Origin of the sequence: Capnocytophaga ochracea DSM 7271, from assembly GCF_000023285.1 — a bacterium.
GTDB classification, from domain to species: Bacteria; Bacteroidota; Bacteroidia; order Flavobacteriales; family Flavobacteriaceae; genus Capnocytophaga; species Capnocytophaga ochracea.
Genome location: NC_013162.1, coordinates 2,478,836 through 2,499,890, shown reverse-complemented (window position 1 = coordinate 2,499,890; position 21,055 = coordinate 2,478,836). Strand labels below are relative to the sequence as shown.

18 protein-coding genes are annotated in these 21,055 nt (G+C 38.9%); 4 read left to right on the top strand and 14 right to left on the bottom strand.

What is annotated here, in order from left to right; genetic code table 11:
• Positions 1–9 precede the first annotated feature (9 nt).
• The 7 genes from COCH_RS10550 to lepA all read right to left on the bottom strand — a co-directional run bounded on the left by COCH_RS10550 (position 10) and on the right by lepA (position 7,873).
• Complete coding sequence (locus tag COCH_RS10550; RefSeq protein WP_015783056.1) at positions 10–990, bottom strand: polyprenyl synthetase family protein; 981 nt, start codon at positions 988–990, stop codon at positions 10–12.
• Positions 987–2,837, bottom strand: coding sequence for a DNA topoisomerase IV subunit B (locus COCH_RS10545; protein WP_015783055.1), 1,851 nt, complete (start codon positions 2,835–2,837; stop codon positions 987–989). Before COCH_RS10545 ends, COCH_RS10550 begins: the two co-directional genes overlap by 4 nt.
• 79 nt (positions 2,838–2,916) lie before the next feature.
• Positions 2,917–3,822, bottom strand: a complete 906-nt coding sequence (locus tag COCH_RS10540; RefSeq protein ID WP_015783054.1) for a phospholipase D-like domain-containing protein — start codon at positions 3,820–3,822, stop codon at positions 2,917–2,919.
• Positions 3,823–3,855: 33 nt separating this feature from the next.
• The gene (locus tag COCH_RS10535) at positions 3,856–4,137 is read right to left on the bottom strand and encodes a DUF6331 family protein (protein WP_015783053.1); all 282 of its coding nucleotides are present in this window, start codon (positions 4,135–4,137) and stop codon (positions 3,856–3,858) included.
• A 143-nt stretch (positions 4,138–4,280) separates the two neighbouring features.
• Positions 4,281–5,159: a hypothetical protein gene (locus COCH_RS10530; protein ID WP_015783052.1), complete on the bottom strand. Its 879-nt coding sequence runs from the start codon at positions 5,157–5,159 to the stop codon at positions 4,281–4,283.
• Between the two features lie 7 nt (positions 5,160–5,166).
• The gene (locus tag COCH_RS10525) at positions 5,167–6,012 is read right to left on the bottom strand and encodes a hypothetical protein (RefSeq protein WP_015783051.1); all 846 of its coding nucleotides are present in this window, start codon (positions 6,010–6,012) and stop codon (positions 5,167–5,169) included.
• Between the two features lie 64 nt (positions 6,013–6,076).
• Positions 6,077–7,873 carry a translation elongation factor 4 gene (gene lepA / locus COCH_RS10520; RefSeq protein ID WP_015783050.1) on the bottom strand — a complete coding sequence of 599 codons (1,797 nt, stop codon included), beginning with the start codon at positions 7,871–7,873 and terminating at the stop codon, positions 6,077–6,079.
• A 316-nt stretch (positions 7,874–8,189) separates the two neighbouring features.
• Here lepA and COCH_RS10515 point away from each other — a divergent pair, with 316 nt between their 5' ends.
• Positions 8,190–9,374 (top strand): alpha-hydroxy acid oxidase, encoded by a 1,185-nt coding sequence (locus COCH_RS10515; RefSeq protein WP_009421800.1) that lies wholly within the window; start codon positions 8,190–8,192, stop codon positions 9,372–9,374.
• A gap of 91 nt (positions 9,375–9,465) precedes the next feature.
• Here the strand turns inward: COCH_RS10515 and COCH_RS10510 are convergent, their stop codons facing one another.
• The 3 genes from COCH_RS10510 to COCH_RS10500 are packed head-to-tail and all read right to left on the bottom strand — an operon-like array spanning position 9,466 to position 12,358.
• On the bottom strand, positions 9,466–10,350 hold the full coding sequence (locus COCH_RS10510) for a Ppx/GppA phosphatase family protein (protein WP_009417358.1): 885 nt from the start codon (positions 10,348–10,350) through the stop codon (positions 9,466–9,468).
• Between the two features lie 7 nt (positions 10,351–10,357).
• On the bottom strand, positions 10,358–11,416 hold the full coding sequence (gene pdxA / locus COCH_RS10505) for a 4-hydroxythreonine-4-phosphate dehydrogenase PdxA (RefSeq protein WP_009417349.1): 1,059 nt from the start codon (positions 11,414–11,416) through the stop codon (positions 10,358–10,360).
• A gap of 24 nt (positions 11,417–11,440) precedes the next feature.
• Positions 11,441–12,358, bottom strand: a complete 918-nt coding sequence (locus tag COCH_RS10500) for a leucine-rich repeat domain-containing protein (RefSeq protein WP_002672389.1) — start codon at positions 12,356–12,358, stop codon at positions 11,441–11,443.
• A gap of 66 nt (positions 12,359–12,424) precedes the next feature.
• Between COCH_RS10500 and COCH_RS10495 the strand changes: the two genes are divergently transcribed.
• On the top strand, positions 12,425–13,324 hold the full coding sequence (locus COCH_RS10495; protein WP_015783049.1) for a GYDIA family GHMP kinase: 900 nt from the start codon (positions 12,425–12,427) through the stop codon (positions 13,322–13,324).
• A 328-nt stretch (positions 13,325–13,652) separates the two neighbouring features.
• Here COCH_RS10495 and bshA read toward each other — a convergent pair whose 3' ends face one another.
• Positions 13,653–14,777 (bottom strand): N-acetyl-alpha-D-glucosaminyl L-malate synthase BshA, encoded by a 1,125-nt coding sequence (gene bshA, locus COCH_RS10490; RefSeq protein WP_015783048.1) that lies wholly within the window; start codon positions 14,775–14,777, stop codon positions 13,653–13,655.
• 100 nt (positions 14,778–14,877) lie between these two features.
• Between bshA and COCH_RS10485 the strand changes: the two genes are divergently transcribed.
• Positions 14,878–15,306 (top strand): hypothetical protein, encoded by a 429-nt coding sequence (locus COCH_RS10485; protein WP_015783047.1) that lies wholly within the window; start codon positions 14,878–14,880, stop codon positions 15,304–15,306.
• 127 nt (positions 15,307–15,433) lie between these two features.
• Here the strand turns inward: COCH_RS10485 and COCH_RS10480 are convergent, their stop codons facing one another.
• The 3 genes from COCH_RS10480 to COCH_RS10470 are packed head-to-tail and all read right to left on the bottom strand — an operon-like array spanning position 15,434 to position 19,791.
• The gene (locus tag COCH_RS10480) at positions 15,434–17,803 is read right to left on the bottom strand and encodes an ATP-dependent helicase (protein WP_015783046.1); all 2,370 of its coding nucleotides are present in this window, start codon (positions 17,801–17,803) and stop codon (positions 15,434–15,436) included.
• A 32-nt stretch (positions 17,804–17,835) separates the two neighbouring features.
• Positions 17,836–19,047 carry a metallophosphoesterase gene (locus COCH_RS10475; protein WP_015783045.1) on the bottom strand — a complete coding sequence of 404 codons (1,212 nt, stop codon included), beginning with the start codon at positions 19,045–19,047 and terminating at the stop codon, positions 17,836–17,838.
• 18 nt (positions 19,048–19,065) lie between these two features.
• Positions 19,066–19,791, bottom strand: coding sequence for a copper homeostasis protein CutC (locus tag COCH_RS10470; RefSeq protein WP_015783044.1), 726 nt, complete (start codon positions 19,789–19,791; stop codon positions 19,066–19,068).
• Between the two features lie 207 nt (positions 19,792–19,998).
• Between COCH_RS10470 and COCH_RS12225 the strand changes: the two genes are divergently transcribed.
• Positions 19,999–20,457, top strand: coding sequence for a hypothetical protein (locus tag COCH_RS12225; RefSeq protein ID WP_041546853.1), 459 nt, complete (start codon positions 19,999–20,001; stop codon positions 20,455–20,457).
• The last annotated feature ends 598 nt before the right edge of the window (positions 20,458–21,055 follow it).

Sequence of the window (21,055 nt, the reverse complement as noted above, 5' to 3'; positions counted from 1 at the left end):
TTACCTAACTTAAATTTTCCTATCAATCACGTAATTTACCATTAGAGTTAAGGCTTCTTTATAAGGTGAGGTTGGGAATTCATCCAATATATTTAGGGCTTTTTGTTGAAACTCTTTCATTTTAGTCGTAGCGTATTCCAGCCCTTTATGATTCTTTACAAATTCAATTACTTCCTTTACGCGTTTTTTGTCTTTGTTGTATTTTTTTACCGAATTGATAAGCCATTGTTTTTCTTCTTCGGAACAAGTATTAAGTACATAAATAAGTGGTAGGGTCATTTTTTGTTCTTTAATATCTATACCCGTAGGTTTACCAATCGCGTCTTCGGTATAATCAAAGAGGTCGTCTTTTATTTGGAAAGCCATTCCTATGTATTCGCCAAAGAGTCGCATTTTCTCTATCAGTTCGGTTTGTTCTGGCTGTACCGAACAAGCTCCCATCGCACAACAAGCGGCTATAAGCGTTGCGGTTTTCTGACGGATAATCTCGTAGTACACCTCTTCTACAATGTCTAACCGACGAGCTTTTTCTATCTGCAAGAGTTCACCTTCACTCATTTCACGTACGGCTACCGAGATAATACGTAATAGGTCGAAATCACCGTTGTCTATAGAGAGTAGTAAGCCTTTAGAAAGTAGGTAATCACCCACTAATACAGCTATTTTGTTTTTCCATAAGGCATTGATTGAGAAGAACCCTCGGCGCTTGTTGCTGTCGTCCACTACATCATCGTGTACAAGGGTAGCAGTGTGTATGAGCTCTATTACCGATGCTCCCCGATAGGTGCGTTCACTCACCTTACCTCCCGATACCATCTTGGCTACTAAGAACACAAACATCGGTCGCATTTGCTTGCCTTTGCGATTTACAATATAGTAGGTAATACGATTCAGTAAGGCAACCTTAGACGACATCGAGCTACGGAACTTCTGTTCAAAGAGTTCCATTTCTTCACGGATAGGTTCTTTTATTTGAGCTGTTATCTTCATTGCTCGAAGTTATCAATTTCTACTTTTAGATTGTTGATGATAAATTCTTGACGGTCAGGAGTATTTTTGCCCATATAGAACTCCAAGAGCTGTTCGGTATGGATAGTTTTGTCCATCATTACAGGGTCTAAGCGTATATCTTCCCCTATAAAATCTTTAAACTCATCGGGGGAGATTTCTCCCAATCCTTTAAAACGAGTAATTTCAGGTTTGCCCTTTAACTTGTCTATGGCTGCTTCCTTTTCTTCTTCGCTGTAACAATATATTTTTTGCGTTTTGTTGCGCACACGGAATAGAGGTGTTTGCAGTATATATAAATGCCCTTCTTTGATGATTTCGGGGAAGAACTGCAAAAAGAAAGTGATAAGCAAAAGACGAATGTGCATACCGTCTACATCGGCATCGGTGGCTACCACGATGTTATTGTAGCGAAGGTCGTCCATAGAGTCTTCAATATTTAGAGCGGCTTGTAATAGGTTGAACTCTTCATTTTCATACACTATTTTCTTACTCATTCCGTAGGTATTCAAAGGTTTACCACGTAGTGAGAAAACGGCTTGTGTGGTTACATCACGCGATTTGGTAATAGAGCCCGAAGCTGAATCTCCCTCAGTAATGAATAAGGTGCTTTGTAGGGCACGCTCGTCTTTGGTATCGGTGAGGTGCACGCGACAGTCGCGTAGTTTACGATTGTGTAAGCTTGCTTTTTTAGCTCTTTCTTTAGCTAATTTGCGAATACCTGCCAAGTCTTCACGTTCGCGTTGTGCCTGCATAATCTTCCGTTGTAGCGCATCGGATATCTCAGGGTTTTTATGTAGGAAGTCATCTAAATGGCGACTGATGAAATCATTGATATAGGTGCGCACAGAAGGCATTCCTTCTCCCATTTCGGTAGAACCGAGCTTGGTTTTTGTCTGACTCTCAAACACAGGTTCCATCACTTTGATTGAGAGACCCGCGATGATAGACTTACGCACATCGGAGGCATCATAGTTCTTTTTATAGAAGTCGCGAATGGTCTTTACATAAGCCTCTTTGAAAGCGTTGAGGTGCGTACCTCCTTGTGTAGTGTTCTGACCGTTTACAAAAGAGTAATACTCCTCACTGTACTGAGTTTTGCTGTGAGATATGGCAATCTCAATATCTTCACCTCTAAGGTGAATGATAGGATAAAGAAAATCCTCTTCATTGTTGTTTTCGGTGAGGAGGTCTTTGAGTCCGTTTTCAGAATAGTACTTTTCACCATTGTAGTTGATAGTAAGACCTGGGTTGAGGTATACGTAGTTTTTGAGCATACGCACCACATACTCATTACGGAACTTGAAGTTCTTAAAAATAGTGTCGTCTGGAATAAAAGCTACGCTGGTACCGCGCCTTTTCTGGCTTTCCTCAATAGCGCTTTCTTCTTTTAGCAGACCTCTCTCAAAAATAGCCGATTTGCATTGACCATCGCGCACCGATTCCACTTTGAAGTAAGTAGAAAGGGCATTCACAGCTTTTGTACCCACCCCATTGAGTCCGATAGATTTCTTAAAAGCTCGGGAGTCGTACTTACCCCCCGTATTCATTTTCGATACTACATCTACTACCTTTCCTAAGGGGATACCGCGCCCATAGTCGCGTACTTCTACCTGGTTATCGGTGATTTTTACGTCGATGGTCTTACCAGCTCCCATCACGAACTCGTCTATACAGTTATCGATGACCTCTTTGAGAAGGATGTAAATACCGTCGTCGGCTGAAGAGCCATCGCCCAGCTTCCCGATATACATACCAGGGCGTGTGCGAATGTGTTCTTGCCAGTCCAAAGAGCGGATACTATCCTCGTCATATCTAATTTCTTCCATAAAGTTTACTTTCGTTTTTAGATGTGCAAAAGTATTAAAAATTATTCATATCCAAAAAATAAAAATCTGTCTCTTTTGCTTACAATTGTCTTGAAAAACAATTATAACATAAAGGTGTCGCTACCGTTACTTTCTTCTCCTCACCACAGCAATGGCAGTACTTCTCTTCATAGAAACGGTTGCCGAACTTCACCCACTCTTCATAACAGCTGTTGTACAAAGGCTTCGAAGGGTCAAAAGGAATAGCGGTATTACAACGGATACAATGTCCTTTTTTCTCTTCTTGTACGGCATTTTCCTGAGGTGTTTCGGTTTCTATAGCTCTTTCAGAGGTAGGCTCGCGCTCTGCGGGTGGTCTGTTCTCGGCATTTGCATAGTTTTCGGGTACAAAAGAGGAGTAGCGGATAGGCTTCACCTCTCTGTTAGACAATACATCGTCTACCAAATCCAAATGCACGGTAGAGCCAGCGTAGTCTTTCGCCAGACCTAAAAACTTCTTGTTGTAGTTAGGACGTTTGGCAAAGATAGTGTAACCGCTGTCGAGTACACTCATAATGGTATTTTTGGAAGTTTCGAAGAAGTTGTTTTTGTTTACAAGGTCGGTAAGGGCTTTTTCGGCAAGTACGCCAAACTCTACCTTGTTTTCCAGCGAGTAATCCAAAAGGTTCATAGAGGTAATCACCGATTGCTTTTCGTTGGCATAATATTGTCCGTGTAACTGTGGAATATACACCATTGTGATATTCGGGAAGCCCAAGAAGTACTCAATATCTTCACGCTTACAATTTTCTTCTCCATTAGAGGTATTTTTGCCAAACCCAATGAGTATATGTAGTTTGGTGTTGTTTAAAAGCTGTTTAAAAACATTGTCTTTGAGGTAATCTCCCAGCTGAATATAAGGCGAAATGATAATAAGTTCCTTTTCCGCCTTAAAAAGGGTATCGTAAATAGTGTCGGATAGTGGTTTTCCTGTTAAAAAGTCCATAAGTATATTGTTATTTTTTCTGCAAAATTATAACTATTCTCCTAAAAAAGCAATATTTCCTTCAGTGGTTTTTATAATATGCGCTAACAGTTGCAAAAATACTTTTCTATTAAAATTATTGTTTAGAATAGTGCTACCTACAATGTTGTACCACCATTGTTCCTCAATAGCAGTTTGCATTGCTTTGAGTTGTGTTACAACAGTTTCAACAGGGAGTCCTACAAGCGCCTTGTGGATATCCTCAAGCATAAACGAAAACACCTGAATGCTGCAACACTCCCTAACACATTTTACCTCTAACTTATTTAAAAACACATTTAGCCGTGCAATATAAGGGTTGAGATCTGAGATCTAATAGCTTCCCATTGTAATCTACTGGGAGCTCTTTGATGAAAAGATTATTTTCGAAGAGGATGGGCATAGAGGGAGATTAATGTTTTTATAGAATGATAGAATCACTATATATCATATTTTTCTCTTAGTTCTAATTTTTTTATTCGGGATAAAATAGCTCCCCTATTTCTTCCAAAGATGTCACACAATTCTTTTACTGTTGTCTTTTCACAATAGAGTAACTCTAACTTATCATCATCTTCTTTTGCCCATTTAGCATAAGCATTAGGATGGGCTTCCCTTATTTTTTCAACAGAATAGGACTTTTCATTGTATTTGTCAAAATTTTTTATGTAATCAAAACTTTGAACAGTGAGGCTAAGAGGAATTAGATAGCTTTCACCTGTATTTATCTCTTTATTTTCTTCTTTTTTTAATAAACCTATGTTTCTATAGATCTCATTTATAGAAATAAAATAAGGGTTATCTTCTTTCAAAATGTTATTTTCTCTTTTATAAATTGCGATTATAACAGGAGAATTTATTATTTTTTGCATATTGAAATGCTTTTCAAATTCGTTACAATTAAAATAGAAAACATCTTGATTATTTTTTTTATAAAAAGTTTTGCATTTTACTTCTATCTCAATATTACCATAATTTCTAACTAGAAAATCCCCTCTTTTAATTGCTTCAAATGGTATTTTAGAAATTATATATTGCTCAAAACTTTTTTGATCCTGGGATATTTGTTCTAAAATAAGCCCATTTTCTTTACCTTGATTTTTAAAAAGTTCTTGAGCTCTTAGGCCTGCAATAAACCAAGATTGAGAATAATTTTTAAATTTTGATTCTTTTAGCTTTATGGGAATATTTGTAGGATCTCCTTGATAAATAATAGAATTTTCAGTAATTGTTATCTCTGAAGAAAGTAATTCAGTTTCATCTTCAAAGAAGTGATGAAAAAAGCCTTTTTCTGTAATATTTATAATATGATACCCCATAATCTTATCATTTTAGTTTACCATTCAATTGTGCAATTCTTTTCTTAGCCTCCTCTTCTTTTTCTTTTTGCTTTTTCTTTTCAAGTTTTTGATCCAAAATTATTTCAATCCCCAACTTCATAGTTTCAAAATATTCTAAGCAAGTATTTTCGTCAAGCTCGTGAATACCTTTACTCAATATAGAGTATATAGATTTATTTTCAACAAGAAAAGAGGGAAGATAGTCTTCCAAAAGCTCTATTTTTTCATCCATCCTTGACCTACTAAAAGTTTCTTCTTCAACTTTTCCTTCCTGCTTTGCTTCTTCAAAAGATTCTAAAATTAAATTTTCAAAAATTCTTCTTAAATACACAAATGAACCTATACCAACACCATTTGCAGCTAAACCAATTGCTTTTGTAAATTCCTTTAAAACGTCTTTAGATAGTAACTTATCATATTGCTTAATTTCATATATATGAAAGTCTGCTATTGAGGGATATTGACCTATTTTTAGCAAAAGTCTCTTTTCAGCATTATAAAAAATACTAAATGTGAAAATATTATTGTATCTCTTACATTTAACATTAATAGTTCTATATCCTCCTGTTTCCCAAAAGATTTTTATAGGATCTTTATAACTTTCAGAAAGATTAAAAGTATGACTTGCTAATTTATCTTTAAATTCCTTTTCTATGATGAAAGTAGAGTCAACTTTCTCTAAAGGATTATAACCTTCAAAAGAAATTTGTTCTTTCCGAAAAAGTAATATATCTTCAAAAATACTTATATTTTTATCTGTAATTTTGATTGTCGTATATAAAGGGATATCAAAAAAGAATTCAGAAATAGTAAAATCTTCTATTTGCTTCATTTTTATTTGTTTATAATCAGCTATTTTTCAACTTTACCAAAGCAACCGCCCGACCGTGCTACGGTCAATCATTCAGCTTCAACACCGCCATAAATGCACTCTGTGGTATTTCCACATTCCCCACTTGGCGCATACGTTTTTTACCGACTTTTTGCTTTTCTAAGAGCTTACGCTTACGCGAGATATCCCCTCCGTAACATTTAGCCGTAACGTCCTTACGCAAGGCTTTGATAGTCTCACGTGAGATGATTTTAGCCCCAATAGCTGCCTGAATAGGAATATCAAACTGCTGGCGTGGTATGAGTTCGCGGAGCTTCTCGCACATCTTCTTACCTATGTTGTAAGCATTATCAGCGTGAATAAGGGCAGAGAGTGCATCTACCGATTGTGAGTTGATAAGGATATCCACTTTTACAAGGTTAGAAGCACGCATCCCAATAGGTGAATAGTCAAATGAGGCATAGCCCTTGCTCACTGTTTTGAGGCGGTCGTAGAAGTCGAATACGATTTCGGCAAGAGGCATATCAAAGTTCAGCTCTACACGCTCAGGGGTGAGGTAGTGCTGGTTAGTTATCTGTCCGCGTTTCTCAATACAGAGCGACATCACCTGGCCTATAAAATCCGATTTGGTGATGATACTCGCCTTAATATACGGCTCTTCCACGCGGTCTAATTTCGACGGGTCGGGTAGGTCAGAAGGGTTATTTACGATAATCGCTTTTTCGGGTTCTTTTTTGGTATAGGCGTGGTAACTTACGTTGGGCACGGTGGTAATCACGGTCATACCAAACTCGCGTTCCAAGCGTTCTTGCACGATTTCTAAGTGTAGCATCCCTAAGAATCCACAGCGGAAACCAAAGCCCAAAGCGGCAGAGCTTTCGGGGGTAAACACCAGCGAAGCATCGTTCAGTTGGAGTTTTTCCATAGAGGCGCGTAGCTCTTCGTAATCTTCGGTATCTACTGGATAAATTCCTGCAAATACCATTGGCTTTACGTTCTCAAAGCCGTCAATAGCTTCTTTACAACCGTCTACTGCCGAGGTAATAGTATCACCCACTTTCACCTCACGCGCATCCTTAATACCGGTGATAAGGTAACCCACATCACCGGTGCCAATCACTTGCTTGGGCACTTGGTTGAGTTTAAGCGTACCCACCTCATCAGCATCATAGATTTTGCCGTTGGACATAAACTTGATTTTCTGCCCTTTGCGTATTTCACCGTTCATCACCCGGAAGTAAGTCTCCACCCCGCGGAAAGAGTTGTATACCGAGTCGAATATCAACGCTTGTAGCGGTGCCTTAGGGTCGCCAGTAGGGGCAGGAATACGCTCTATAATCGCCTCTAAAATAGCCTCTACGCCCAAACCTGTTTTACCACTGGCAGGGATAATATCATCGGGCGAACAACCTAATAGGTCTACTATATCGTCTTTCACCTCTTCAGGATTAGCGCTGGGTAGGTCTATTTTGTTGAGTACGGGAATGATTTCAAGGTCGTTTTCGAGAGCTAAGTAGAGGTTAGAAATTGTCTGTGCTTGTATGCTTTGGGCAGCATCTACGATCAGGAGTGCCCCTTCGCAAGCAGCAATAGAACGCGATACCTCATAAGAGAAATCCACGTGACCGGGGGTATCGATAAGGTTGAGGATATACGTTTCGCCTTTGTACACATATTCCATTTGTATCGCGTGGCTCTTGATTGTGATGCCACGCTCACGCTCCAAGTCCATATTGTCGAGCAATTGGTCTTGTTTTTCGCGTTCGGTTACGGTTTGGGTAAAGTCGAGCAAACGGTCGGCTAAGGTACTCTTCCCGTGGTCGATATGTGCAATAATGCAGAAATTACGTATGTTCTTCATTTGTTTCTTAGTGTTTAGTTTTTAGTGATGAGTTGTGAGTTGTCTGTACCGAGAGACAACGAACTAATAATTAAAGGTGCAAAGATAGAAAATAATTGTCAATTCACAAATAGAAAGTTCTATCGTGCTTCAAAGAGGTTCTCATTTGTAGTTTATCGGATTATTTGTAATATATTTTTGATTGTAAATTTACTTTTTCAAAAGAAAAAGTTGCTAAATCAAAATTATTGTTTATATTTGCGACCAAATTAGAAAAAGAAAACAATATCTATTTTTTTTAAAGTATTAAGATTATCAATTTAAAAAACTTATCCAAATGAGAGATTTAACTAAAATGACAAACATTGAGGACTTGCGTGTGGTGTGTAAACGCAACGTCCCTAAGATGTTCTATGAGTATGTAGACACCGGCTCTTGGACTGAATCAACTTACAGAGAAAATGTTTCCGATTTTAACCCTATTAAATTCCGTCAACGCATATTAGTGGATATGGATAACCGTACCCTCGAAAGTACTCTTTTAGGGCAAAAGGTAAAGTTTCCCGCTATGACGGCTCCTGTTGGCTTTATGGGAATGATGTGGGCTGATGGAGAAATCCATATGGCAAAAGCCGCTCAAAAATTTGGAATCCCTTTTACGCTTTCTACGATGTCTATTTGCTCTATCGAAGATTTGGTAGAAGCAGGAGTAGAGCCCTTTTGGTTTCAGTTGTATGTAATGCGCGACCGCGATTTTATGAAAGACCTTATTCGTCGTGCTAAAGATGCTAAATGCTCTGCTTTAATGATAACCGTAGATTTGCAGGTGCTCGGCAATCGTCATCGCGATATCAAGAATGGACTTTCCACCCCTCCTAAGTTCACTATCCCTAATATGATTAACCTTTCTACTAAAATTCCTTGGGGGTTGCGCTATGTGTTTGGCAATCGCCGTTGGACATTTCGCAATATTGCAGGTCACGCGAAAAACGTATCCGACCTCTCTTCACTTTCCTCTTGGACAAAAGAGCAGTTCGACCCAAGTCTTAGTTGGAAAGATATCGCCGAAATTAAAGAATTGTGGGGGGGACCTATCATCTTAAAGGGTATTATGACTCCTGAAGATGCTATCGAAGCTGTAAAATATGGTGCCGATGCGATTATTGTGTCTAACCACGGTGGTCGCCAAATGGACGATACTATTTCCACTATCAAAGCACTCCCCGATATTGTAAGTGCCGTAGGTAGCCAAACCGAAGTATGGATAGACTCTGGTTTCTATACAGGGCAAAATATGCTCAAAGCGTGGGCGTTAGGAGCCAAAGGTATTATGCTTGGTCGTGCTCCTGTATATGGGCTCGGTGCTTATGGCGAAGAAGGCGTAACACGTGCTTTGCAAATATTATATGACGAAATGGATACTACTATGGCTTTTTCAGGTCATCGTAACCTCCAAGATGTAGATAGTAGTATTTTAGTAGAGGGTACTTATCCTCTACCAAGCAATAATTTCCGAGTTTAGTTTAACTTTCATTGTAAAAAGAAAGAGCTTAATACGAATGATGTATTAAGCTCTTTCACTTTTTATTACAAACTATTAAAATTTAAACCACTTATTCTTCATTATAAATGCTCCTTACAATCCCGTCGGCAAGACCAATACGGGGTACGTGTACAATTTCTGCTCCTGACCATTTCATCGCATTGATGAATACTGTAAGTGCATACAGAATTACGTCGGCACGGTCGGGATTAAAGCCTAAGAGCCTGATGCGTTCATCATAAGTAAATCCCGATACATAGTTAAGGTAATCGGTGAGGTACTGATAGCTCAGTGGTTCTCCTTCTCTGCTGTTGGAGTTCTTGTGTATCTTGTTGATGTTCCCTCCTGAACCAATGGCTTCTATATGCTCACAGTCTTTCGTGTGCTTTTTTATCCAGTGTTCTACTTCTTCCCACGTTTTATTGCTTACTTTGTTGTCTAATAAACGCACTGTACCTATGGGGAACGAACGCGACTTCTTTACCTTCCCCTTCGAGAAGACCGTAAACTCAGTACTACCCCCGCCTACGTCTATGTATAGGTAATCTTTATCTTTTTGTATTAAACTTGAAATATCGGTAGAAGCAATAATGCTCGCCTCTTCGGCACCATCGATAATATCTATGCGCACTCCTGTGCGTTTGTATACCTCATCGGCTACTTGTTGCCCATTGGTAGATTCTCGCATTGCCGAGGTCGCACAAGCGCGATACTTTTCCACTTGGTTTACTTTCATCAGCAAACTGAACGCTTGCATCGTGTCTGCCAATCTATCGGTGTTTTCTTCTGAGATGAGCCCGTCTAAAAACACATCAGCTCCCAAACGGATAGGTACACGCACCAAGCTGGCTTTGGTAAATTTCGGAGCTTCGTTAGGCTCTTCCAATACGTTCGAAATAAGCAATCTCACCCCGTTCGATCCTATGTCTATCGCTCCTAATTTTTTGATATTCATTTCGTAATTATTTGTCTTTGTCCATTTCTAAAGAGCGCACTTTTAGCGGGTTTTTGGTCAGTTCAGCGTACTCTTCACGGTTTCTAAACACATCTAAAGCAGTGAAAATAGCGTGACGGAACGACTCAGGGTCGGCAATGCCCTTGCCTGCTATTTCGTAAGCCGTACCGTGGTCGGGCGAAGTGCGTACTTTGCTAAGTCCTGCTGTATAGTTCACACCACTACCAAAGGCAATGGTTTTGAACGCGATAAGCCCTTGGTCGTGGTAAGGTGCTAATACCGCATCGTAGTTCCGGTAGGTTTGTGAACCGAAGAAACTATCGGCAGCAAAAGGTCCAAATACCAATATATTCTCATCGAAATACAGCTTTTTCAAGGCTGGGCGTAACACTTCGTCATCTTCGTTACCTATCACGCCTTTATCTCCGCAATGTGGATTAATGCCCAATACGGCTATTTTAGGGCGTTGTAAGCGGAAGTCCTTAATGAGTGATTCGTTCATCAGGCGCGCTTTCTCCATAATGAGGGCTTCTGTAATAAGAGAAGAAACCTCTTTCAAAGGCACGTGGTCAGTAAGTAAACCCACTTTCAAGTCTTCGCTCACCATAAACATCAGGCTAGTACCGTTGAGCTCTTGTGCCAAATAATCGGTGTGACCAGGAAAGTGAAACGCGTCCGACTGTATGTTGTTCTTATTGATAGGAGCGGTTACCAGCACATCAATACTGTTGTTTTTTAACGCTTCCACCGCAGCTTGTAATGATAAAAAGGCATATTTGCCACCTTCTTCGGTTTCTTGTCCAAAGGTGACCGTAGGTGTTTCTTTCCAGCAGTTTAGCACATTTAGCTTGCCGTCAATAGCAGCTTCCACGCTCTCAATTCCTTGAAAATTGGCAGTGGTATTGAAATGTTTCTTCTGAAAAGAAACTAACTTGTTCGAAGCAAAAATAATAGGCGTACACAATTCCAATATTTGGTGGTCTTCAAAGGTTTTTAGGATAATTTCAAGTCCTACACCGTTCATATCACCAATGGAAATTCCTACTTTTATGGGTTTTTCTTTCATAAAATGAAATGCATTTTAGGGTACTTATTCTTCTCTCTGAGTGTAGAATACGCTTATTCTGGGCAAGCGTTTTTCTACTTCTTCGTATTGCTGAGTAGTGAAATTACGGTTGTTGATGTACAAAACACCCTTCCACTGTATTTTCTCTATCGATTTTATAAACTGTTTGAAATCAAGCGGATTGTCGTTGATATTCACGTAAGTTAATCGTGGATTTTCAGCCAATGCTTGTGGTAATTTAGTGAGGTTGTTCGCATTGAAGTATACGTTTTCTAATTTTGGCAAACGTCCTACTGAGGCAGGCACTTCGCTAAGCGCAGCATTGCGCAACGATAGTTCTTCAAGTAGTGGCAACTTGTCGAAGTTATCAGGAAGTACTTTTATTTTGTTCTTCGTGTCAAACTGACTGATGATAAGTGATTTCAACTTAGGTAAGGCAAACACTTGCTCTGGGAAATCTGTAAATTCAGCTCCTTCAAACTTCAAATTTTCTAACTGTTTTAAGTTCATAAGTGACGCAGGCACTTCAGTAATCGGGTTATAGATATCTATAGTTTGCAAAGCCGAAAGACTGCCGATGTTCTCAGGTAATTTGCTGAGGTTATTGAGGCGTAATACCAATACTTTTAGTGTTTTATTTTCAACACTTAGCTCAGGAAATGAAGCTATCCCCACTTCCTTTATTTCCAATACTTCAAGTTGCTGTGCTTCACTGAAAAGCCTTCTCAATAAAGCCTCACTTACTTGCACTTCATTATTTGAATTGCTATAAATTCTAACTTCTTTTAGCTTAGCAAAGTTAGTCTTCATAAGCTCTTCAGCGCTCCTGAAACTTTGTTCATCTCCGCTGGTAGTGGCAATTCTTATTTGCATAGATTGTGCCCCTGCAACAAACGGAATTGCGAGGGCAAACACGCATAAAAGTTGTTTTATTTTTTTCATTATTCTATTTTTTATCTGTAAATAATTATTACTTTTGTCCTTTCAGAGTGCAAAGATATAAAAAATATGGGAGTAACACAAACTTATTCTTTTCATAGTAATGGTAAATTGCTCATTACGGGCGAATATGCGGTGCTCGACGGCGCGCTCGCTTTTGCTTTACCCACCCAGAAAGGACAGACATTGAAGGTAACAGAAGGAGCAAACGAAAGCCGATGGCAAGCCTTTGATGCCGACGGTGATTTGTGGTTCGACAGTGCGACACTCACTACTGAAACCCACCAACAAATAGCACAAACATTGCAAAAAATACTCACTACGGCTACTCACCTCAACCCCAATTTCAAAGATAAATGGCTATACTCTCAAGTGCAAACTCATTTAGAGTTCCCTCGTTTGTGGGGCTTAGGCACTTCGTCTACACTCATCAACAATATAGCACAGTGGGCAACCGTAAATCCATACGAACTGCTTTTTAAGAGTTTTGGTGGCAGTGGTTACGATATCGCTTGTGCCAAAAGCAATACTCCATTGTTGTATAAGTTAGAAGGAGGCAAACCACATAGTTACCCTTTGCGCTTTCTTTTTCCTCATACACATCAAATCTACTTCGTTTATCTCAATCAGAAACAAAATAGCAAGGACGGAATTGCGCGTTATCGGTCAGTAACTAAAAGTAAACGCAAACTTGCTGAGAGCATTACTCGCCTTACTGAACAGTTTGTTTTAGCGCACACCGTAACCGATGTTTGTCAGATATTAAACGAACACGAAACCCTCATTAGCAACTATTTGAGTATGCCCACCGTTAAAGAACGCCTTTTCCCCGATTTCAATGGCACAGTGAAGAGTTTGGGCGCTTGGGGTGGTGATTTTGTATTAGCCATTTCCGAAACCGAAGATACCCCCGCTTATTTTGCCTCCAAAGGTTTTGATACTTGCGTCCCTTACAACGAAATGATATAACATAAACCTCTGAATTGCTATTGTTGCATTTTTTCTGTTAAAATTGAGGTTTTACCCTTAATTTATTCAATATTTTAAAATCGTCTTATCTCCCTCTGATATTCAGTATAGTAAGCTCATTCCTTCGTCTTTCCTTCGTCTTTTGTTCGTCTTACCTTCGCTTTAGCTTCGAGTTTCCTATAAGTTACCTATAAGATACGATAATGTTTAGTTGTACTGTTTTTCAGTACTTTATAAATTTAGAGCTAAAAAATATTTTACTGTCCTATTTTGAAGAAAAATAGCTGTTTTAACTATTTTTAACAGAAAAAACGCAAAAGCACTTTCCCTATTTATTGTCGATAGCACTGTAGTAAAGTGCTTCATACATTGGCACTATTCTATCCTCGTCAAAACGTTCGGCTACTTTTCGGGCATTCTGTTTAAATTGTGCCAATCGGGTTTTGTCTTCAAGTATGTAAATAGCCTTCTCAGCCATTGCTTTTACATCGCCTATGGGGCACAGATAGCCCGATACGCCCTCTTCATTCACTTCTGGAAGTCCTCCCGTATTGCTCGATACTACCGGAACGCCTGCTGCCATTGCTTCTAATGCCGAAAGTCCAAAGCTCTCAGAGGCAGAAGGGAGTAAGAATAAATCGGTGAAACACAAAATGCGGTCTATATCAGAAGTATTACCTAAAAACAGCACTTTGCTCTTGATGCCTAAATCCTTGCAGAGCTGGTCGGCTATCTCGCGCTCAGGTCCGTCGCCTACCATTATGAGCTTAGCAGGAAGTTTCTGCTGAATGCCATAAAAAATTCTCACCACATCGTCTATGCGTTTTACCTTCCTAAAATTACTAATGTGTGTAACGATGAGTTCCTCAGGATTTGCCATTACAGTACGTTTGCAAGGAGAAGTTTCTTTGGATTTTTTTATATTTGTGAAGTTAGGAATTACCTTAATATCTTTATCTATACGGAAAAGTCTTAGAGTATCTTGCTTTAAACTCTCGGACACTGAAGTTACAATATCCGATTCGTTAATGCTAAACGTTACTGCCTCTTTGTAAGTAGGGTGGTTGCCCACAAGGGTAATATCGGTGCCGTGAAGGGTCGTTACCATAGGTACTTCTATCCCTTCCCGTTTGAGCATTTGTTTAGCCATATAACCTGCATAAGCGTGCGGAATGGCATAATGCACGTGCAAAATATCTATGTGATAGGTTTTTATCACATAAGCCATTTTGCTGGACAATGCTAGTTCGTAAGGCTGGTAGTGAAACAAGGGGTATTCTTCTACGTGCACTTCGTGAAAGTGAATGTTCATCTCCAAGAAGTCTAAACGCACGGGGTAACTATACGTAATAAAGTGCACCTGATGACCTTTGCGAGCTAAGGCAAGCCCGAGTTCGGTAGCTACAACACCACTCCCCCCAAAGGTAGGGTAACACACTATGGCTATATTCATATTTGATATATATTAGAGAGGCAAAGGTACTAATTTTTCTGTGGGTATTGAAAATATTAACAAAAAATTATATCTTTGTACTCAGTAAACAGCGTTCTATATGAAAACTTTAGATTCTTTTATAAATATTAAAAACGGCAATTTTCTCCTTATAAAAGGAGAGACTATCACTGCTGATACTACTTTTACAATTCTTAGAGAACGTTTTCCTAATAACGAAGTATGGGATGTAGGGACAGGCTATTATTGGTTGTATTTCAGCGATTGTTCTTTTGAGGGGAAGTTATTTAATGTGTCGCTTTGTTTTGAAGGAGAACAGCTAAAATTCTTAGGTTTTGCAATGAAGAATGAAAAACAAACCTCGTGGGACGATTGGAGTGAAGCATACGAATTGCAGACTGAAAAATATTATGAGCAATGGCTTACAGCACATATAGGCAAGGAACGCACTTTCTCTTGGGGAACTATTAAATCTATTTACGACCACAAAGGAGGGGGTACAGCTATTTGGGTGAATTATAACAAATAAAAGAGGCTTTCTATAAAGCTATAGAAAACCTCTTGTTATCGAGTAAGCCTCTCAGTGAGAGGAATTCGTACCTCAGCTTAAAAGCTATAATGCTCTTTAATTCGAAATGACGAATAGGTAACGCGGGTTATAAATCTTCGTTCAAACTATCAATAATAGTTAGTTTAGCAAAGCGTAATAATATATTTTTTAAGCCTCCTGTCTCGAAATTTATTTGCGCCTTTTTATCATTTCCTGTTCCCTCCAATGAAATTACTTTACCACGTCCAAAACGTTCGTGATAAACTACTGTTCCTATATCCAGTCCGTTATAAGTATTTTTATTATTACTATTAGAATTATACAAAGCATTTACAGGTTTTAACTTCCTGAGTTTTTGTTGTTCTTCTCCTATTGGGGCATTTTTATGAGGAGGTATTCCACTTATAGGTTTCTGCAAACGTAGTTTACTTTTATCTACTTCACCAAAAATATCTCTATCAACAAGTGGTTTATAACGATAATTAGGATTAGAAATAGAAGGTGTAAGATACTGCAAATAGCGTTCATCTATTTCTTCGATAAATCTACTTGGCTCGGCATCAGAAAGTTTTCCCCAACGATAACGGTTTTCTGCATAAGTTAAATAGGCTTGTTTCTCAGCACGGGTGAGTGCTACATAAAATAACCTTCTTTCTTCTTCCAAATCATTACGCGATTGTATGCTCATTGCCGAAGGAAACAAATCTTCTTCCATTCCTACCACGTATACATACGGAAACTCCAATCCTTTGGCTAAGTGAATAGTCATCAAAGCTACACGGTCATCATCACCTATCTCTTTATCCATATCAGTAGCCAACGCAACATCTTCTAAATATTCTGAAAGACTTGCCCTGCTATCTGCTACATCTTCTTGTCCTTCTACAAAATCTTTCATACCATTAAGCATCTCTTCGATGTTTTCCATTTTGGCTATACCCTCGGGAGTACCATCTTTTTTAAACTCTTGCAAAAGCCCTGTTTTCTTTGCGACTTGTTCGGCAACTTCAAAAGCATTTGCTTTTTGATTGAGAGCTTGAAAGTTAAGAATCATTACCACAAAATCAGTAAGTTTCTGCTTTGTAGTAGTGTTGATGTGCAATTCTGGAAGTTTATTGATGTTATACATTATCTCGAAGATAGACTTCTTATAATGATTTGCTGCCAAAGTAAGCTTTTCCATTGTAGTTTCTCCAATGCCTCGTGCAGGAAAATTGATAATGCGCACCAAAGCTTCCTCATCATTTGGATTGATGATAAGTCTTAAATAAGCAAGCATATCTTTGATTTCCTTGCGTTGGTAGAATGACAATCCGCCATAGATGCGGTATGGAATGTCACGTTTTCTAAGAGCATCTTCAATAGCACGCGATTGTGAATTAGTACGATAAAGCACCGCAAAATTACCATTAGGAAGCTGGTGTTGCATCTTGTTTTCAAAGATAGAGCTCGCTACAAAACGACCTTCATCAGCATCAGTAGGGCTTCTATGCACTTTAATAGGTTCACCTAATTCATTTTCGGTGAAAACTACCTTTTCCAATCGTATTTTATTGTGTTCTATCACGCTATTAGCTGCTTCCACAATGTTTTTTGTAGAACGATAATTTTGCTCTAACTTATATTCTTTTGCCTCTGGATAATCATTTTTGAAATTGAGAATATTATTGATGTTTGCTCCCCTAAAAGCATAAATACTTTGCGCATCATCTCCTACTACACAAATGTTATGAAAACGGTCAGCCAAAGCCTTCACGATAAGATATTGAGAGTGATTGGTATCTTGATACTCATCTACGAGAATATACCTAAACCTATTTTGATATTTTGCCAATACATCAGGATATAGATTGAGGAGTTCATTTGTTTTCAGCAGTAAATCGTCAAAATCCATTGCTCCTGCTTTAAAACACCTGTCTACATATTCTTGATAAATTTCTCCTAAACGTGGTTGTCTTGCCATTGCATCAGCTTCCATCAGTTCAGGATTATTAAAATAGGCTCTCACGGTAATAAGACTGTTTTTAAAGGAAGAAATACGCGATTGTATTCGTTTATACTTATAGATATCCTTGTCCAACTCCATCTCCTTAATGATGCCATTAATAAGGCGCTGAGAGTCTTGGGTGTCATATATAGTAAAATTTTGAGGATATCCCAATTTATCGGCTTCGATGCGCAAGATTTTAGCAAAAACGGAGTGGAATGTACCCATCCATAGGTTCTTTGCTTCGTTGTTGCCTACAAGACTAGCAATACGCTTTTTCATTTCGTTGGCAGCCTTATTAGTAAAGGTAAGAGCAAGGATATTGAAAGCATCTACACCTTCTCTCATCAAGTTGGCTATACGATAAGTAAGCACGCGAGTTTTACCAGAGCCTGCTCCTGCTATCACGATGATAGGTCCATCTTTTTGAAGCACGGCAGCACGTTGAGGGGCATTTAGACTTTCTAATTCCTTTAAAAATGTATCCATAATAATCTTCGCAAAAGTATGATGTATGTATATTATCCTCGTTTGAGTTCTATGACAGTAATTTCAGGCCATACGCCTAACCTTCCAGGGAATGCGTGATACCCAAACCCACGATTTACGTTTAAATATTGCGCTCCTTCTTTATACATACCTCCCCAATATTTATAAATATATTGTGAGGGACTCCACCGCCATTGGGGTATTTCAATCCCGCACTGCATTCCGTGTGTATGACCGCTAAGGGTGAGCGCTATGTTCTTTCTCTCGGGCAAAACAATTTCTTGAAAATGAGTAGGGTCGTGGCTCATCAGTATTTTAAAATCTTCTTCGTTTACTCCCTCCATAGCTTTATTGAGGTCGCCGTATTTAGAGAACCTACCGCGCCCCCAGTTTTCAACGCCTATAAGGGCAATCTTTTCGCCATTGCGTTCTAAATAGCGATGTTCATTTAGGAGCAAGTCCCAACCCATTTCCTTTTGTAAATCAAACAAGTGTTCTAAGTTTTTGCGCTTAGCTTCAACGCTTTCCCAAGAAGAGTAATCGCCATAATCGTGGTTACCCATAATAGAAAAGACACCATCAGGAGCGTGCAACGTAGCAAACAAGCTTTTCCAAACGTGAACCTCCTCTGCCAAGTTATTTACCAAATCGCCCGTAAAAAGAATGACATCACTCTTTTGAGCATTGATAAGTTCTACCCCATAACGTATCTTTTCATAATTGTCGAAACTTCCACAGTGAATATCCGAGATTTGAGTAATTCGATAGCCATCGAACGCCTTAGGAAGGTCGGGAAAATAAAGGGTATACTTCCATACCTTGTAATTGTACTTTCCTTTAAAAATAGCGTAGAGGATAGAGGCAAAAGGAATTGCCGCCAAGCCCCAACCCAGCATACTGATAAACTTGCGTCGCGAGGGGATACGAGGAGCGTTTTGCTTTTTCTTGCTGAAAAAAGCGCGTATAAGCCGAGTAATATCTTCTATAAGCAAAGGCAAACTGACAAATAAGCAGATGATGAGCCACGTAAGTAGTCCTGCCACAGCATATTGCTGAGGAGCACTCCACACCGTTTTACCTCTGTTGAACCAATGATAAAGAAGGTTGAGAACAATCGCTACTGCTATTCCCCAAAAAGTCCAATGTATCCATCGTGCTGCGACAAGAGTCTTTAAACTTCTGCTAGCATAAAAACTCAATAAGAAATACAGCGTAAAGATACTGATAAGTATAATATAAATCATAGAATATTTGCCTATTCGTTAATTTGCTAATTTGCTAATAATCTCACGAATAACTTTAACGTTAGAAATAGGTCTTTTGGTTTCATCTAAAAAACTTTCTGTTTTGAACGAGAAAGGTAAGGTAGTACCTAAATCTTCGAAAACAGTACCTGAGAAATGTACTTCGGTAAAACCGGCAGCTTTTATCTGCACGATACTTTGCGCATTGATGCCACCACCGGGCATAATAGTAGGTCGTCCTCCGCCAATGCGATTGAGTTCTTTTAGAAGAGCGAGCCCCTCAATAGCCGATTTCTTACCTCCTGAGGTGAGAATGCGTTTTACTCCCAAACGTTTCAAGGTTTGAATAGCTACAATGGGGTCGGGGGTACAGTCGAAAGCGCGATGATAGATAAATTCCATATCGCCAGAGGCTTCAATGAGGCGTGCGGTGCGTTCTTCATCAATGGTATTATCGCGGTGCAATACACCCGTTACTACGCCCATACAACCCAACTCACGGCAAAGAACAATATCGCGCAACATTACATCGAATTCTTCTTCGGTATAAGTGAAATCGCCACTGCGTGGACGTATCAGCACACAATTGCCGATGCTCAGTTCGTCCATTACTTTTTTAATCAATCCGTAGCTGGGAGTGATGCCTCCTACTCCCAATTCACTGCATAATTCAATGCGAGTAGCACCTGCTTCTTGTGCATTTTTAGCCGACTCGAATGAGCTGGCACATATTTCGTAAATCATAATGTCTTTGTTAATTTGGAGTGCAAAGGTAGAGAATAATTAGCAAATGAGCAAAATTTTAATTAATGGTTAGTGGTTAGTGATTAATGATGAATGTAATGCGGAGGGGATTTCAACTTTGATAAAGACAGTAAGGGAGGTGTGACGACGGAAAGGCGAATGATGAGTGGGTTTACAGTGGGTCTACAATAGATGATAAACGACCGAATGACAAATAAAACCTCCCCCTTACACATACCCAGCTTTCGCTGGCTTCCTCCAAAGGGGGAACTACGACGACATAAAGACGAACAAAAGACGAACAAAAGACGAAGGAAAGACGAACAAAAGACGAACAAAAGACGAACAAAAGACGAACAAAAGACGAACAAAAGACGAACAAAAGACGAACAAAAGACGAACAAAAGACGAACAAAAGACGAACAAAAGACGAACAAAAGACGAACAAAAGACGAACAAAAGACGAACAAAAGACGAACAAAAGACGAACAAAAGACGAACAAAAGACGAACAAAAGACGAACAAAAGACGAACAAAAGACGAACAAAAGACGAACAAAAGACGAACAAAAGACGAACAAAAGACGAACAAAAGACGAACAAAAGACGAACAAAAGACGAACAAAAGACGAACAAAAGACGGTGCGAGCCGCACGGACAGATATAGAAAAGACGAACAAAACCTCTCCTTAACCTGCTCCAAAGGGGGAACTACAGCGACGTAAAGACGAACAAATGACGAACGAAAAAAGAAGGTAAGCTAAATCTAAGAGGGAGATAAGAAGAAGGTTATTAGTGGATTTTAACATTGCCAAAGATTTGAAATTTTGGCAATGTTCATACAAACAACGGTGCGAGTGATACGGGCTGATAATGGAACAATGAAGGAGAATAGGTTTTGAGAAGTAATATAAGTGTTGAAATATAGGGAGTGGTTTGTAAGCGATTGATATATAATGTGTAATAAAAAAGGGAGAGACTCTTTTGCAATAGGAAAATGATGGATTTATTCTTGGAAATAAATTATAGTACGAAGCTGTTTGCTTTGCTTTATACATATTAATATAACCTTTCTATTTTATTATTATGCGCCTTATTTTCTATTTCGAATAAATTAATAGGCTGTTATTAATTAAAAGTTTTATTATTGTAGTTTTTATACTATGTAGAATTTGTAAAATAAAATATTTTAAATTATTCTTTATGATAGATTTTTGAATGAAATAGAAAATAAAAAGATTGTTTATAGTTGTTTTTTCGAAATA

Bases quoted from the DNA above. Each gene is read 5' to 3' on its own strand.
- COCH_RS10475 (WP_015783045.1), bottom strand. From the start codon at position 19,047: ATGATTTATATTATACTTATCAGTATCTTTACGCTGTATTTCTTATTG.
- COCH_RS10470 (WP_015783044.1), bottom strand. From the start codon at position 19,791: ATGATTTACGAAATATGTGCCAGCTCATTCGAGTCGGCTAAAAATGCA.
- bshA (WP_015783048.1), bottom strand. From the start codon at position 14,777: ATGAATATAGCCATAGTGTGTTACCCTACCTTTGGGGGGAGTGGTGTT.
- COCH_RS10550 (WP_015783056.1), bottom strand. From the start codon at position 990: ATGAAGATAACAGCTCAAATAAAAGAACCTATCCGTGAAGAAATGGAA.
- pdxA (WP_009417349.1), bottom strand. From the start codon at position 11,416: ATGAAAGAAAAACCCATAAAAGTAGGAATTTCCATTGGTGATATGAAC.
- COCH_RS10480 (WP_015783046.1), bottom strand. From the start codon at position 17,803: ATGGATACATTTTTAAAGGAATTAGAAAGTCTAAATGCCCCTCAACGT.
- COCH_RS10500 (WP_002672389.1), bottom strand. From the start codon at position 12,358: ATGAAAAAAATAAAACAACTTTTATGCGTGTTTGCCCTCGCAATTCCG.
- COCH_RS10510 (WP_009417358.1), bottom strand. From the start codon at position 10,350: ATGAATATCAAAAAATTAGGAGCGATAGACATAGGATCGAACGGGGTG.
- COCH_RS10540 (WP_015783054.1), bottom strand. From the start codon at position 3,822: ATGGACTTTTTAACAGGAAAACCACTATCCGACACTATTTACGATACC.
- COCH_RS12225 (WP_041546853.1), top strand. From the start codon at position 19,999: ATGACAAATAAAACCTCCCCCTTACACATACCCAGCTTTCGCTGGCTT.
- COCH_RS10545 (WP_015783055.1), bottom strand. From the start codon at position 2,837: ATGGAAGAAATTAGATATGACGAGGATAGTATCCGCTCTTTGGACTGG.
- COCH_RS10530 (WP_015783052.1), bottom strand. From the start codon at position 5,159: ATGGGGTATCATATTATAAATATTACAGAAAAAGGCTTTTTTCATCAC.
- COCH_RS10485 (WP_015783047.1), top strand. From the start codon at position 14,878: ATGAAAACTTTAGATTCTTTTATAAATATTAAAAACGGCAATTTTCTC.
- lepA (WP_015783050.1), bottom strand. From the start codon at position 7,873: ATGAAGAACATACGTAATTTCTGCATTATTGCACATATCGACCACGGG.
- COCH_RS10515 (WP_009421800.1), top strand. From the start codon at position 8,190: ATGAGAGATTTAACTAAAATGACAAACATTGAGGACTTGCGTGTGGTG.
- COCH_RS10525 (WP_015783051.1), bottom strand. From the start codon at position 6,012: ATGAAGCAAATAGAAGATTTTACTATTTCTGAATTCTTTTTTGATATC.
- COCH_RS10495 (WP_015783049.1), top strand. From the start codon at position 12,425: ATGGGAGTAACACAAACTTATTCTTTTCATAGTAATGGTAAATTGCTC.